Source organism: Nocardia aurea (assembly GCF_003123685.1).
Classification (GTDB): Bacteria; Actinomycetota; Actinomycetes; order Mycobacteriales; family Mycobacteriaceae; genus Nocardia; species Nocardia aurea.
Genome location: NZ_QCYJ01000107.1, coordinates 1 through 14,895, shown reverse-complemented (window position 1 = coordinate 14,895; position 14,895 = coordinate 1). Strand labels below are relative to the sequence as shown.

The window sequence follows — 14,895 nt, the reverse complement described above, 5'->3', positions numbered from 1 at the left end:
CGCCACACATCCGTTCGTGGCGGGCCGGTGCTCGTTGTGCACCACCCGAACAGGAAGAAACCACGACAATGGCCGCAGACACGGCGATCACCGTCACAGGCAATCTCGTTGCCGATCCCGAACTCAGATTCCTGCCCAATGGCACCGCGGTCGCCAATTTCACCGTCGCCTCGACCCCCCGCTACTTCGACCGCTCCAGCAACGACTGGAAAGACGGCGACGCCCTGTTCCTGCGCTGCAACGCCTGGCGCGAGGTAGCCGAAAACGTCGCCGAGAGCCTGACCAGGGGCTCGCGAATCATAGTCACCGGGCGTCTCAAGCAGCGCAACTGGACGACCGACGACGGCCACAACCGCAGCACCATAGAACTCGAAATCGACGAGATCGGCCCATCGTTGCGCTACGCCACCGCCACGATCACCAAACGAAAAACCAACCACACCAACACCAACGGCGATAGCAGTGATCGCTCCCGAGAGCTCGTCGGCGCGGCCACCGGCAACGGCAACGGCAACGGCAACGGCAACGGCAACGGCAACGACGATCCCTGGGCCACCACCCGCAGTGCATTCGGCGCAGGGTTCGGTAACGGAGTCGGTGGCGACGAGAAGCCCCCGTTCTAGAAACCCATCGTGGACGACTCCTCTTCGCACCCGCGCCAGCGGCGCTCACCGCGAGGGCGGGTGCCCGGTGGTGGATGCACCCGACACACCGGTCGGGTGCATCCACCAGACAGGAGGGCGGCATGCCCATTGACTCCCCCAATGCTCCCGCGCCCGAACACATCGCGGCCCCGCTGCTGGGTGCCCACCGTCCCGAAGTCGAGTTCCTGACCGGGATCGGCGGCAATCCCCGCGTCATCGATGCCGGCGGAATCCCGATGTTCGCGTTCGTGGCCATCGAGGCCGAGGCCGGGCCGATCATCGACCCGACCGGCACCCTCTACGTCCTGATCACCAGCATCGACGCCGGACTCGCCGACCACCGCGGCGACATCGACAGCTGGACCGTCGTCATCTACGACGCCACCCGGTCCCACGACGAACCCGTCAGCGCCGCCGAGAACGCCACCACCTTCACCGCCGCCTGGCAACACGCGTGGATCGGCCTGGACCGCGACCCACACACCTGACACCGATTCCGAAGGAACTCGCCGTGCCCGACACCATCACCGATGCCGACCTCGAGCGACTGCTCTCGCTCGGTGTCCTGCTCCTCGAGCCGATCTCGATCCGGACGATCGAGAGCATCGAAGAGGTCCTGCACACCGCGATCTATGCCCTGGGTGGGCAGCTGCGCGATGATCTCAGCGAGATCGTGCTGTGGCGCTTCGACGACGCACACCTGGTCCTGATCATCGAGGTGAGCCAACAGCTGCGGCTGGCCAGCGGGAGTCTGGACGTCGCCGAGGCCTTCACCCACCCCGATCCCGACGCCACCCGGGCCGAGGTCGTCCGTCACATCCTCGATCAGCTCCTGGCCCAACGCCACGCGCTGATCACCGCACTCGACGCACACAGCGCACCGTTCTGAGCACCCAGCCAGCGAGAAGGCGACCAGCGTCCTGATGCCGGTCGCGTCCGCGATCAGAAGGTTGCGGTTGGGGAGGGCTGGTCGTCTGGCCGTCTGCCCCGCCTGTCTGAGTGCTACCAGCGCGTGAGCCCGCCACGGCTGCAGGCCCGCGCCCGGCCACCACCGAATTCGCCCAGCGCGCCGCCTGACTCGGATCCGCCGGACCAGTTGTTGTGCGCAGCGAATTCGGCGTCGTCCTTTCGGCGCGTTCCCTCCGCCGTGTCGGGCACCCACCCTGGTCGATCGCACTCCGGCGGGTCAGACGACCAGCCGCCCAGCCCCGTGTCGGGGTTACGCACGCGTTGGCGTGCGTCCGGCACGGGGCCGAGCTGTTTCCACGACAGAACAGGACCCAGTGATGACCGCAACGCTGAACGCACCCGTTACCGACACTGCCACCGAGACCGTCACCGAAATCGCCGAGACCCTCACCCCGTTCGCCGCCACGCTCGGCGACATCGAATACCTCCTGGACACCGATCCCGACGCCGCACGCGAACGCTTCACCGCCGTGCTCGCCCTCGCCTCACCGACCGAGCGCGCCTTCCTCGACCGCGCCGCCGACCTGCTGACCCGCTCACCGTGGAAGACCGCAGCCCGCCAACTCGGATGGATGGCCAAGTCCCGACCCGAACTGCGGTCGCTGATCATCGATCACACCGCCGAAGGCGACCCCGGCCTGTACCGGCCCGAACTCCCCCAGCAGTCCGAGACCTCGATCGAGGCGGCCGAATGGGTGCGCCGCTCCATCCGCGACCACCGACACCGCGAACGCGACACCGCCACACCATCCGCGGCGACCGACGCCGCCCGCTACCAGCCCGAGAAGATCGCCGCGCGCCGCGCGCGGATCCCTGCCCCCACCACCACGCTGGTGAGCTTGCGCCACCGCGGACGGGACCGCGCCGTGGCCGAACGCCGACAGCGCGAATACGCGGGATACGCCGCGCGGCGGTTGTACGCCATCGACACCGCCGTCGACGACGACCGCACCCCGCCGGTGCCCGAACCCCGGAAAAAGGCCGGGCAGGTGTGGGCGCACGTGCAGGCCGAGCTGTGGGACCGCTCCTACTTCCTGCACATCGCCGAGTGCTACACCGAAGCAGACCGGCACCTGCTCGCCCCCGAACTCCCCGAACGCCACATCACCCCCGCCCTGCGTCACTCCGGAATCGAGGACGCGACACGGGAATTCCTGCGCGAGCACGACACCGAACCCGAACCCTGGTCCAGCACCCGCCGAGCACGCACCCGGCGCACCCGTCCGCAGTTCCCGCCGCGCATCACCGCCGCCGACCAGTCCCGCTTCGCCATCCGTCGCACCGGGCTCCCGATGCCCAGCGACCGCGACGAATATTTGCCCTACAGCGAACTCGACATCCGTGAATCCACCTGGCAGGGCTCCGGGCTCGACTACGACCTCGCCGCGATGACCCCCTATCTCGGGTGGCCCTGCGTGGGCTGCTGGATCGACCGGCCCGCCAACGACCGCCGCCCCCTGCACACCCGCGACGGGGTCCCGGTCTCCGACGACGGGCTCTGCGATGTCTGCCGCACCGACGGCCACCCCGGCATCCCCCGCGTCCCCGCGATCCCCGCCGTGGTCGTGACCAACGCCTACCGCATCCACGCCTACGTCGAATCCCGCTGCGCCCACATCGCCGCCACCCACCCCGCCCAGGCACGAGTGCTGCTGGACCGGGTACGCGCGGCGGCGGCCAACACCGGACCGACCTGGCGACTGATCACCCGCTGGATGGCCACCAATCTCGAACAGCCCGAACGCGCACCCCGCACCACCACGCGTCGGCCACGGCGGGGCGGGACCGCGCTCGGAGCCGGGCAGCGCATCGGACGCTGCGACGCCTGCGCCCGAAACGGCATCGTGCACGCCGACAACTACTGCACGAACTGCCGCATCGACCTCGGACTCGTGCCCACCACCACCCGCACCACCGCGGTTGCCTGACCCGCCCCTCGTTCGGCTCCACCCCGTGATCACCGGTCCGCCGCGGTGTCGACCCCTGCGGCGGGCCGGTCCCCACTATCCCCGAATCCGACAGGAGCACCCACCGTGCATCGACTCTCGACCCGCGCCCGCCGCGTACTGCGTGCCCTCCGCGACGCCGTGTCCGCCTCCCGCCCGACCCAGGTTCGGGTGCGGGTCTACCTCAACACCGACCCGACCGCGCTACTCACCGGATACCGACCCGACGCACCCATGACGCTGGCCTACACCTACCCCCTGCCCGTCGACACCGACGCCGACGTGGTTCTGCTCGAACGCGTCTTCGCCACGTTCAACGACCACCCCGAACACGACGACGACCAGACCCACACCGACACCTGGTACGCCAAAGGGGCAGGGCCTGCCAGGTCTGCGGTCCCTGTCGGTCGGCGACCCCGTCGCACTCGACGACCGCCACTACACCTGCCAATCCCACGGATGGACGCGCGTCCCCACCCCACCGGACTGACCGACCCGACCGGAAGGACCCATTCGCCGTGACCCACTCCGCACCGCTCACCGACCCCGCACACCTCACGATCACCGAGCTACACCAGACCCTTGCCACCGGCCGGCCGGTCATGGTGTCGATGCGCGCCGCCGCCGGACACGCGCACCTGATCGAGTGGGCACGCCGCCACCACCTGTTCGTGCCCATCGACCGCACCAGCAGTTGGGGCAACCCCTTCGTCCTCGGACGCGACGGCAACCGCGCCGACGTACTCATCGCGCACGCCCGCCACCTCACCGAACGACCCGACCTCCTCACCCGCCTCCGCGGCGGCGAACTCCGCCGCCGGGTGCTCGGCTGCTGGTGCGCGCCCAAGCCCTGCCACGGCCACACCCTCGCCGCAGTAAGCCTCGATCCCGACCTCGACCCGCGCGCAGCGGTCCGGACCCGACCGTCACCGCGAGCGTGACCGCCCCTCGGACACGCGACAGCCGTCGTCACGATGGAACCGGATTACATGCTCCGGTTCCTACCCCGCCCATCGCTCACGTACACGCCTCACCACCCGCACTTCATCTCGCTCTCCAATCTGTCCCCAGCCATCCACAACCTCACCTGAGCATCCACCTCCCACTACCTACGCATTCATCCACACCTTCCACCCCCCTTTATCGCCCACCTTTTCACCAAGCACACCTTTGGCATTCAGGCGCCTAAGCCGGACTATGGACGGAGATGAGACAAGTCCGAGGTTCCGCTGGCGGACCATCGGACACGTTGCCAGCATCGAGATCCTTTCGACCTGAACGGCGTTGACGGCCTGCAGAGCGGCCGCATCGATGAGGCCTCAACAAGACCATCTGTCGACTCGGCACCACCACACCGCGTAAACCTCCTGGACAGCCTCGCATGTAGGGACCGAGGATCAGCCGATGCAGGCTGCGCTGTCCAGTGCTCGGATCACGTTGGTTCCGCTGACCGAGGAGCATCTCGACTACGAGATCGAGTTGGACTCCGACCCCGAGGTGATGCGCTACCTCGGTGCAGGCGTGGCACGATCGCGCCCGGAGATCGAAGAAGCTCACCGCCGTCGACTCACCGCTGCCACGCCCACGCCCGGGCTCGGATACTGGATCGGGTTCATCGAGGACCAGTTCGTCGGATGGTGGACGCTGTCGACTCCGGAACGCCCGGACCAGGGCCCGGTCGAGGGACAGGCCGAACTCGGCTACCGACTGCTGCCCCGATACTGGCGCCGCGGGCTGGGCGGTGAAGGAGCCCGGGAACTACTACGGCACGGCTTCGTCGACCTCGGGCTGGGGCGGATCTTCGCCGAGACGATGGCCGTCAACACCGCCTCGCGGGCCACCATGGCCTCCATTGGAATGCACTACGTCCGCACCTTCTATCTGCAGTGGGAACACTCGATCCCCGGCAGCGAGCACGGCGAAGTCGAATACGCCATCACGAGCGACAACTGGCGGACCCACCAGCGCCGCTAGACACACACCGCGACCAGCCGAAGACCGGCTCGTGTTCGCCCGGATCCTGGGCATGTGCCTGAACCGATAAACAATTCGGTTACGAATGCAGTTTCAACCGTGCTCGCCGATCACTAAATAGCTCAGCGCGTTCGACTTTTCCAGTGTTTTCGTGCTCGATGGAGTGATGACCGCGACGATCCATAAAGTCGTCGCAGGCAATGGCTACCAGTACTACCTGCGCAACGTCGCCGCGGGAGACAACGACTCCCGCGGTCGATCCTCGCTGTCGGATTACTATTCCGCCCACGGCGAATCCCCCGGCGCGTGGCAGGGCTCCGGCCTCGCCGCCCTGGGGATCGTCGCGGGTGCGGAAGTGACCGAGTCGCAGATGAAGTCGCTGTTCGGACTGGGTCGACACCCGGACGCCGAACAGATCGAAGACGACGTCTACGACACACGACTAGCCGCCGGCGATACACCGAAAGCCGCACACAAAGCCGCCGATAAAGCATCACGTCTCGGAAATCCCTATCGCGTCTACACACCCACTTCCGATTATCGGAAACAGTGCACGAAGGCGTACGAGGCACACAATATCGCGCACGGAAACCCGCGAACCGATCGCATTGCCGATGAGGTGCGAGCGCAGATCCGGTCCTATGTCGCGTTCGATATGTTCACCGACGAATACCAACGGCCACCCCTGGACGAGCGGGAACTGTCGGGATGGATCGCCAAGAACTCACGCCCACCGACGACCGCGGTCGCCGGTTTCGACCTCACCTTCTCACCGGTGAAGTCGGTATCGGCGCTGTGGGCGCTGGCCCCACGCAACATCTCGGAGAAGATCGAGGCCGCCCACCACGCAGCGATCGCGGATGCGTTGGGGTGGTTGCAGCGCGAGGGGATCTTCACTCGCCTGGGCCGAAACGGTGTCCGCCAAGTCGACGTGGAGGGCACCGTCGCCGCGTGTTTCACCCACCGCGACAGCCGCGCCGGTGACCCGGATCTGCACACGCATGTGTTGATCGCCAACCGTGTCCGCACCCTCGACGGACTGTGGCGCACCCTGGACAGCGCCACCCTGCACCACGTGGTGGTGACCGTGAGCGAGATCTACAACACCCGCCTCGAACACCACCTCGAAGACACTGTCGGTGTCGAATTCGCGCCACGGCCGGGCACCGACCCGACCAAACGTCCGATCCGCGAGATCGTCGGCATCCCACTCCGGTTGATCGAGGCATGGTCGCGACGCGAAACCGCGATCCGCGCCCGTGTCGGAGAACTGTCCGCGCACTTCCAACACCGCCACGGCCGCGAACCCGTCCCCAACGAAGTGCGTGACCTGGCCCAGCAAGCCACCCTCGAAACCCGACCCACCAAACACGGCCTGCGCTCCTTCGCTCAGCAACGCAGCAGCTGGCGGGCCGAAGCGATCGCACTGCTCGGTGACCGCGAGGCCCTCGCTCGGGTGGTCTCGACCGCGTTGAATCCGCTGCGCACACCACGAATTACGGCCACCGGTGAGTGGATCGCCGCCACCGCTGACCAGGTCCTCGAGGTCGTCGCCGAACACCGCTCGACCTGGCGGGCAGCCAACGTCCGTGCCGAGATCGAACGCCAACTCCGTGGCAAGATCCGCGGCAGAGACTGGGAACAGGTTTGCGAGGCCGTGCTCGCTGAAGCTCTCGCGCCTTCTCGTTCGATCCCACGCGGTGACTCCGATGTCGCCGCCCAGCCCGACCTCGCGACCGTTCCTTCAGCGTTGGCGCGCCGCGACGGGGCCAGCGTCTACACCCACGCGGGTTCGCAGATCTACACCTCGGTCCAGGTGTTGGCGGCCGAGAAGGCGCTGATCGAACTGTCGATGCAAGCCGGCGCCCGCCAACTGGACCGGGCCACCGTCACCGCGGCGGTGCGTGACTACAACACCGCGAATCCGGATCGGCCCTTGAACGCCGGACAGGCTGGGGTCATCGAAGGGTTCGCCAGCTCCGGCCTACGGGTCCATACCGCCAACGCCCCAGCGGGTTCGGGCAAGACCACCGCGATGGCGGTACTCACCACGGCATGGAATTCCAGCGGCGGTGTAGTGCTGGGGTTGGCGCCGACGGCCTCGGCCGCGGCGGTACTCGGTGAGTCGATCGGCGCACGCTGTGAGACCGTCGACAAACTCCTCGACGTCCTCACCCGACACACACCGAGCACGAACAATCCCGCGCACGAGCGGGATCTACCGCCGCCGTTGCCGCAGTGGGTACTCGACATCGACACCGACACGTTGGTGATAGTCGATGAACACGTCAAACTCGGCACCCTCAAACGCCTCCGTCTGCTGCAATTCCTCACCGACCGCGGCGCGACCATCCGCTGCATCGGCGACGACCACCAACTCCCCTCGATCGAGGCCGGCGGCGCGGACACCGACATGCACACCGCCGCACCCGAACACACCCTCACCCTCACCCACGTCGTACGTTTCGCCTCCACCGCCGAAGCATCAGCCAGCCTTAGCCTGCGCGAAGGCGATCCCGCCGCACTGGGCTGGTACCTGGACAACCACAGGATCCACGCCGGACACGTCGGCGCCACCCACGACGACACCTACACCAACTGGGCTACTGATCATCTCGCCGGTCGCGACACCATCATGTTGGCTGCCAACCACGAGGTCGTCACCGCGTTGAACGAACGCGCCCGCGTCGACCGACTCGCGCGTGAGGGTGGGGTTTTCGGTGCGGAAGTGAGGCTCGCCGACGGCCTGGCAGCCAGTGTCGGTGACACGATCCGCACCCGGCGCAACAACCCGCGACTGCGGATCAGTGAGTCCGATTGGGTGCGCAACGGTGACGTCTGGACCGTCGAAGCCGTGCATTCCGACGGCAGTATCACCGCGAACCGGCACGGAAGAACACGCGCGAGTATGCGTCTTCCCTCCGACTATGTGTCCCGGTTCGTGCGGTTGGGGTACGCGGCGACGGTCGATTCCGCACAAGGAATCACCGCCGACACCTGTCACGTCGCGCTCACCGGGAGCGAAACCAGGCAGCAGTTGTATGTCGCGATGACGCGCGGGGTGCACGCCAACCACGCCTACATCCCGACCGCGTTGAACGGTGACGAGGGCTCGTTCTGGACCGAACCAGCCGTGTATCCACGCACCGCCGTCGAAGCTGTCGTGCAGATCCTGGCGCGCGACGGGGCACAGAAATCGGCGCACACACAGTTGCGGGAGGTGTTGAATCCGCATGGGCGGCTTGGACGCGCACTCGATATCTACCTCGATTCCCTCGGCCTCGCCGCAGAGAACGTGCTCGGCGCGCACGGTCTGGCCCGCCTGGATGCCGCCGCCGAAGCACTGTTGTCGAACCTGACCGACAGCCCCGCCTACCCTGTCCTGCGCCAGTACCTCGCGATACTCGCCGCCTCCGGCCGCGACCCGGTACACGAACTACACACCGCCGCCGCCATGCACGAACTCGACACCGCCGCCGATCCCGCTGCCGTGCTGGCCTGGCGACTCGACCCCACCGGGGCACACTCGGCCGGAACCGGGCCACTGCCCTGGACGCACGGCATCCCGGGCGGTCTCGACTCCGATGTCACTCGGGTCGCTGCTCGCGCGCGGATCGTCGCCGACCTGGCCGCACTGATCCGCCGCGACACACAGTCATGGACACCAGTGACCGCGCCCGCCTGGGCACGACCACTGCTCGGTGTCGACGCGGGACTGCTTGAGGAGGTGGCGGTGTGGCGTGCCAGCCTGCACATCGACGACACCGACCTGCGGCCCACCGGCCCGAACCGGTACGCGGTCCTCGAACGCGAACACCAGCACCTTCTCGACACCCGCGTCGAGGCCGCGCTCGGTGACCTCACGCGCCCGGTCCACCAGTGGGCCGACCTCATCGGCGGTATCGAGCCCCGGATCCTGACCGACCCGTATTGGCCGGTCCTCGCCGACCGCATCGACCTCGCCGCCCGCGCCGGAATCGACATCACCCACCGACTCACCCAGGCTGCCGCAGTCCGGTCGTTGCCCGATGAGATGCCCGCCGCTGCGCTCTGGTCACGCCTGGAACTGGAACCCTCAGCCCTCGACGGCGACCTGAACCTGCGACCGGACTGGATCACCGACCTACACACCGTCCTCGGCCACGACCTCACCGACCGCGTCGTCAACGATCCCGCCTGGCCACGCCTGGTCGCCGCCATCGACCACGCCACCGGCACGACATGGACGCCATTACAACTACTCACCACCGCCCATGAGCTGCTCACCGCCGCCACCCCCGACGACAGCACCGGGCTACGCCCCGACCAGATCGCCGCCGCACTCGCGTGGCGTATCGACGCACTCCTGCACCACACGCCCATCGCCGAAAACGAGCCCACCACACCACGAAACGAACCACCCATGACACAGCAACCCACCGCAGAAACGCACCAACCCGAACACCCGCCAGACCTCGAACCGGCCGTCGCCGAGCCCGACTTCGACGAACCACTGCCGGAGGTCGAACCCGAACCTGACCGCGCCCCCGAGACCGGCCCCGCCGAATCGCTCCGGACGATTGCTGAACTGTTCCAGAGCGGCGACATCACCGCCGCGGCGCAACGATTCCGCGAATTCGAACATCTCGCCACCGACGAGCAGCGCTGGGTCATCACCGAAGTCGCCGACACCCTCTACCGCAACGCCTTCCCTGTCGCCCGCGCGCGACTGCGCTGGGCCGGTGAACGTTTCCCACAACACCGCGCGCTCATCGATGCCTGCACACCCTACAACGATCCCCACGTCTACCAACCCGACACCGCACCTCGGCGCCCCTCATCCGACCGCAGTAATCCAGCGCCACGCGACCACGCCATCCGCTACGACCGCACGCTCGTCAGCGACTCGCTGCCCGACCCGATAGTCCGCGCTCGACGCGCCGAACAGGAATATCAGGACACCCGCGCCGGAGTCGACGACCAGCCCGATGCTCGTCCCGACGCTGACGAAGTACGCCGACTCACCGGCGACCCGAACCAACGCCGACCGGGCCGCGAGCGCGCCGACGATATCGATGACCGCCCCATAAACCCGCTGGCCGGACGCAGTTACCGCCGCGACGAAGCTCGAGACCTGGTCCCCGACGGCTACGCCCTCGACTACGACAAAGCCGGCACCGCCCGCACCCGCGGCCTGGAATGCGTGTCCTGCGGTATCGAACGCCGACCCATCGACGCCACCCCCATCCCGCCACGCCGCAGCGACGACGGACTGTGCGAAGACTGCCGCGAGGACAACCAGCCCGCCATCCCAGACCACGACCCGGCCCAACACGTCACAGCACGCGCGCAATACCTCGCCGCCACCAAACCCCTACCCACCGTGCACGCCATCCTGCGCCGCGACTGGCAAGCCATCCCCAACCCGGTCGACCGGGCCAGGATCGAAGCCTGGGTACGCGCTCATCCCCTCCCCGCCCCTGACACCACCGTCGAACCGGAATACGAACCGCCCGTCAATGATCCGCTGTTCGCCTACACCGATATCGAACTCGAAGACCGGATCACCGAACTCCGACAAGAACTCGCCCTGGCCGCCACCAACGCTGTCATCTACTCCCCCGTGCCACCCGACCCTGCCGATCACGCCAACGTAGACACAGTGGTTGCCCGCCATATGGCAGCCCAAGACGCGATTCGCGCCGCATTGGAGGCCAGCGATGAACTCCATCGTGCTGCACGAGCGATGTACGCCACACGCACCGAATTGGCCACCCACCGTGAACGCCTCGACGCCACACCCACGCGCAAACGGACCACACGCCACACCCTGCGCACCCGCATCGATGAACTCATCGGCAAACAAGCCGCCCGCGAAAGAGAACACACCAACGCCCGCAACACAGCTCGCCTAAAACACAACAACGCCATCGGCTACGCCGGAACTCCTGACCACTGGGAGAACGTACTCGCCACCAGCCCGCATCAGATCGAAACCCAAGCCCGCGCACGGCAGCAAGGAAGTGACAACCTCGACACCAGGACAGAAAGATTTATCGCCGAAACGAGCACCGAGATCGACCGCTACCGTGCCGAACAACACCGCCGCAGCGATCTCACCCCCACCCAACGTCAGAATGAGCACGCGGTGCGGCACACCACCGACGGCGCCGATACGGCCACCGACACCCCACTCTACGAGCCACAACCTTGGAACAACACTGCGCTAGACGTAGGGTTGTGACCCACGCAGAAACCATATATTCGGGGCTGCTACCTAGATTGGTGACCTGCCCTATCGAATGGGTTCCAGTCTGTCACGCATCGTGCAGAAGCCCATTCCGCCGAGCCTGCACAAGCGAGAGAGGACCTCAGAGCCTTGTGGGGTTTTCCCCAACTCTGGCAAGAGCAAAGATCTCCCAGGCGTCGGCGGGCTCTTTCAGTCGAGCCTCCGCCAGTTCCTCCTGCGCACCCTCGATCGTGGGATGCACATCCTGCCATCGTTCATGGAATGAACGAATCGCGCCCGGCCCTGCTTCATCCGGCTCTTCGAACACCGCGACCAGAAAACCAACTGTCTCGTCACTCATGCCGTCGATTGTGCCGACTCGCGACCGGCTCGGTAGCACTTTCAGCAACCCACAAGACCCTTGTTTCCCGCGAGCCGCAGCACCGACGGAAGGCGCAGGAACGTGTCGGTGCACCGGAGTACGGTCACGGCAGGCAGGGCGGAACCTGCTGCGGTATCAAGGAGAGTGTGAACAATGAAGTTCGAGCTCAATAAGAAGGCGTTGGAAGAACTCGAAAAACAGCTGTCGGCCACCGTCGAAGTGCCTGCCGGACCCGAGGCTGACGCGATCCGCGCAGTGAAGCAACAGTACAAGCAGAAGACTGGTGCTGAGTTGAACACCGAAGGCGCTCGAAAGATCGTTCGGGAAGCGCGCAAGCGCTGACAGTTGCAAGTTGTCCGGACGGTACTATGCCTGCCGGACAACTGCTTTCGTCACTGCAACGATTATTTGCGGTGAGTCGAGCTCATCCGTTCAACGACCGCTGCTGCTTTCGTCGCAAGCCCTCGAACATACGTATGCGATCATCATATGAGACACAGGCGGGGCCCTCATCCAGCCAGACAATGTCAGAGAAGACGCGAACCCCCGTCCGATGCGATCTCGCGGCCGACCGGGTCTGGCGCGACCCTAACTGGGCATCGTCAGTCCATGTCGCAAAGCCGCTTTCGCGCCCGTGCGAGGTTGTTGCGGTATACCAAAATATGCGGGTGGTCAGCGTCGAGTGCCCGTTCGGCGTCCGTGAGGTTTCGCTCATACAGTGCGTTCGAGAAGCGTGTCCCTCGGCGCCTCCGAATGTACTAGAACCCACCGGGCTGGATAGGAAGCGCTCGCGCGTGCACCGCGAACTCCGAGTCGTCGCCGCCGGTGCCGCTGTCGTCGGTCCACACCACGAATGCGGTCTCCGGGTCGCCCGGGCCGAATAACGCTGCCACTCGAGTACCGAATCGATCGCCCGCTGTCGTCGTGTTGACCTGGATTTCCTGACCGATAGAACCTTGGCTCTCGGACAACAACTTTGCGCGGACACTCGGTTGCGTCGAGAAGGTCTCTGCGCTCTTCTGCACCCAGGCAACAACGAATCGGCCGCCTGGCAGCCCGGTCACAGACGGCCAGGAGCAGTTGATGCCGGAGCCAGCGCTCACCCCTACGCTGATGTCCGTGAAGGTGCCATCCGGTGCGTAGACATGCGCTTCCACGACGCTCTTCTCGACTCCGATGTTGCTGTTGCCAAGGCTTCTGACGTGGACGACGACGAAGTTTCCACTGTCGAGAAGGGCCATCGCCCCGCTCCCGAATCCAGACAGATTCGGTGTGATTTCCAAGCCGGTCGATCCAGCCAGGTCACGAATCCGGAATACCAGCGTTCCACCTCCGGGCGCCGAAGGGTCGCTCCGCCATCCGATGACGTACGCCCCATTCTCCAACGGCGCGGCGAGCGGGTTCCGATGAAAGCCTTCGGTGGCACTGACCAAAGATTCGGAGCCTGCCTTGGTGCCATCGAAGTGGAAGCGCTGCGCGCGAACACGTTGATCCGGACGCGGATCGACCCATGTGACGAGGAAGCCACCGTCGGTAAGGCCTATGACAGCCAACCGATTGTCCGGTTCAACCGGTTCGGTACTGACCTGGATCTCGGATCCGACCTTCTCCGCACTGTTGTTAAACCGTTGCACTTTCACACGCGGTGCAGAATCGAAGGGCCGTTCGATCCATGCGACCACCGGGCCGAAGCCGGTATTGGCGACCGCGGGGAACACACGCTCGATATTGCCTCCGACCGGTGCGGGGTCGTTGACAACGAACTCCCCGCCACTTTTGGTTCCGTTCGCGAGAAACAGTTGGGCTTTGATGCTCGCGCTGCTGCTGTCTGTCCACACAACGAAGCTGTGCGTGCCCCCCAGCCGCGCTACGGCGGGGTGATGTTGAAAGCCTGTCGTGGTCGTGTTCACGAGAATCTCGGTCATGGCTTCCTCCGCTACTCAGGTGTCGATCAGGAGCCCTGCCTTGCACGCGATCCGATTGTCGTCGATCCTGGACAATTCCATCTCACTACCCCGAAGATGCACTGCTACAGATGAATTTGATGCACGTGGCAGGGATAGCTCTCACATAGAGCTGCTGGCGATGTACCGGCAACGATCGGTCAGCGGTGCTGTGCCGCTTCGGTCAGTCGCTCGGCCCCCTCAAGAAACGCCGAACCCAGAGAACTGTCGGCGAGCCGGGAACCGACCGAGGCGAAAACGACCGCGCCGACAACCCGCCCGGTCTGGATCACCCATGGATCAGGAAGCGGCCCCTCATTCGGCCGAGGGCCGGGCCCTGGCCACGGCCACTTACGAGGCCAGGGCGTCCCACACCAGTCATCGATGAATTCCTTCACGAGACCGTCCGAGGACTCACCGCGTAACTCCGCCTCGGTCGCGATACGTGCCACGGTGTGGGCCATCTGTGCCGCGCTGATCAGGAAATCGTTCGGGGAGCTCGCGAGGGACGAGGACCGGGGAAGTCGTGCCCCGGCGCCCTCCAAACCAGCGTGAGTCAGAGGGCCATGCGGAACGATCGCATCCCACACTCGTGGATCGATTCCTGCGATGGTGGACAGCAACGAAACGGTGCGCGTCATGATTCTCCTCGCGTTTGGACCAGAGATCTGAGCACGTTCTCGAATCGGTTCGTCGGCTCGCGCCGTCGATCCGAATTCGCGAGCCAATCCATCTGTCAACGGCAAGCGAATCCTGGACACTTTCCGGCACCTGAATTCTGACCCCCTCGGTCGGTCGGGTTGGTGGTTTCAGTCTTCAGTTGTGCTGG

11 protein-coding genes are annotated in these 14,895 nt (G+C 65.8%); 9 read left to right on the top strand and 2 right to left on the bottom strand.

Annotated features, from left to right (window positions below):
* The first annotated feature begins 68 nt into the window (after window positions 1-68).
* The 8 genes from DAT37_RS25570 (at window position 69) to mobF (ending at window position 11,756) form a co-directional block, all read left to right on the top strand.
* Window positions 69-623 carry a single-stranded DNA-binding protein gene (locus DAT37_RS25570; protein ID WP_109527427.1) on the top strand — a complete coding sequence of 185 codons (555 nt, stop codon included), beginning with the start codon at window positions 69-71 and terminating at the stop codon, window positions 621-623.
* Between the two features lie 122 nt (window positions 624-745).
* Window positions 746-1,132, top strand: coding sequence for a hypothetical protein (locus DAT37_RS25565; RefSeq protein ID WP_109527426.1), 387 nt, complete (start codon window positions 746-748; stop codon window positions 1,130-1,132).
* 23 nt (window positions 1,133-1,155) lie between these two features.
* Entirely contained in the window at window positions 1,156-1,533 is a 378-nt protein-coding gene (locus DAT37_RS25560) for a hypothetical protein (protein WP_109527425.1), read from the top strand.
* 397 nt (window positions 1,534-1,930) lie between these two features.
* Window positions 1,931-3,541 (top strand): hypothetical protein, encoded by a 1,611-nt coding sequence (locus DAT37_RS25555; protein WP_109527424.1) that lies wholly within the window; start codon window positions 1,931-1,933, stop codon window positions 3,539-3,541.
* Between the two features lie 105 nt (window positions 3,542-3,646).
* Complete coding sequence (locus DAT37_RS44315; protein ID WP_157978692.1) at window positions 3,647-4,081, top strand: hypothetical protein; 435 nt, start codon at window positions 3,647-3,649, stop codon at window positions 4,079-4,081.
* Window positions 4,078-4,500: a DUF4326 domain-containing protein gene (locus DAT37_RS25545; protein ID WP_198654424.1), complete on the top strand. Its 423-nt coding sequence runs from the start codon at window positions 4,078-4,080 to the stop codon at window positions 4,498-4,500. Before DAT37_RS44315 ends, DAT37_RS25545 begins: the two co-directional genes overlap by 4 nt.
* A 463-nt stretch (window positions 4,501-4,963) precedes the next feature.
* A complete protein-coding gene (locus tag DAT37_RS25540; protein WP_109527423.1) occupies window positions 4,964-5,533 on the top strand; it encodes a GNAT family N-acetyltransferase in 570 nt (189 codons plus the stop codon).
* Window positions 5,534-5,699: 166 nt separating this feature from the next.
* The gene (gene mobF / locus DAT37_RS25535; RefSeq protein ID WP_109527422.1) at window positions 5,700-11,756 is read left to right on the top strand and encodes a MobF family relaxase; all 6,057 of its coding nucleotides are present in this window, start codon (window positions 5,700-5,702) and stop codon (window positions 11,754-11,756) included.
* Between the two features lie 127 nt (window positions 11,757-11,883).
* Here the strand turns inward: mobF and DAT37_RS44310 are convergent, their stop codons facing one another.
* On the bottom strand, window positions 11,884-12,102 hold the full coding sequence (locus DAT37_RS44310; protein ID WP_157978691.1) for a hypothetical protein: 219 nt from the start codon (window positions 12,100-12,102) through the stop codon (window positions 11,884-11,886).
* Between the two features lie 174 nt (window positions 12,103-12,276).
* On the opposite strand from DAT37_RS44310, the gene DAT37_RS25525 reads away from it, so the two are divergent.
* A complete protein-coding gene (locus DAT37_RS25525) occupies window positions 12,277-12,465 on the top strand; it encodes a hypothetical protein (RefSeq protein ID WP_109527420.1) in 189 nt (62 codons plus the stop codon).
* A gap of 416 nt (window positions 12,466-12,881) precedes the next feature.
* Here DAT37_RS25525 and DAT37_RS25520 read toward each other — a convergent pair whose 3' ends face one another.
* Window positions 12,882-14,048, bottom strand: coding sequence for a hypothetical protein (locus tag DAT37_RS25520; protein ID WP_109527419.1), 1,167 nt, complete (start codon window positions 14,046-14,048; stop codon window positions 12,882-12,884).
* Between the last annotated feature and the right edge of the window lie 847 nt (window positions 14,049-14,895).

Bases quoted from the DNA above. Each gene is read 5' to 3' on its own strand.
- DAT37_RS25540 (WP_109527423.1), top strand. From the start codon at position 4,964: ATGCAGGCTGCGCTGTCCAGTGCTCGGATCACGTTGGTTCCGCTGACC.
- DAT37_RS25565 (WP_109527426.1), top strand. From the start codon at position 746: ATGCCCATTGACTCCCCCAATGCTCCCGCGCCCGAACACATCGCGGCC.
- DAT37_RS25555 (WP_109527424.1), top strand. From the start codon at position 1,931: ATGACCGCAACGCTGAACGCACCCGTTACCGACACTGCCACCGAGACC.
- DAT37_RS25520 (WP_109527419.1), bottom strand. From the start codon at position 14,048: ATGACCGAGATTCTCGTGAACACGACCACGACAGGCTTTCAACATCAC.
- mobF (WP_109527422.1), top strand. From the start codon at position 5,700: ATGACCGCGACGATCCATAAAGTCGTCGCAGGCAATGGCTACCAGTAC.
- DAT37_RS25570 (WP_109527427.1), top strand. From the start codon at position 69: ATGGCCGCAGACACGGCGATCACCGTCACAGGCAATCTCGTTGCCGAT.
- DAT37_RS25525 (WP_109527420.1), top strand. From the start codon at position 12,277: ATGAAGTTCGAGCTCAATAAGAAGGCGTTGGAAGAACTCGAAAAACAG.
- DAT37_RS44310 (WP_157978691.1), bottom strand. From the start codon at position 12,102: ATGAGTGACGAGACAGTTGGTTTTCTGGTCGCGGTGTTCGAAGAGCCG.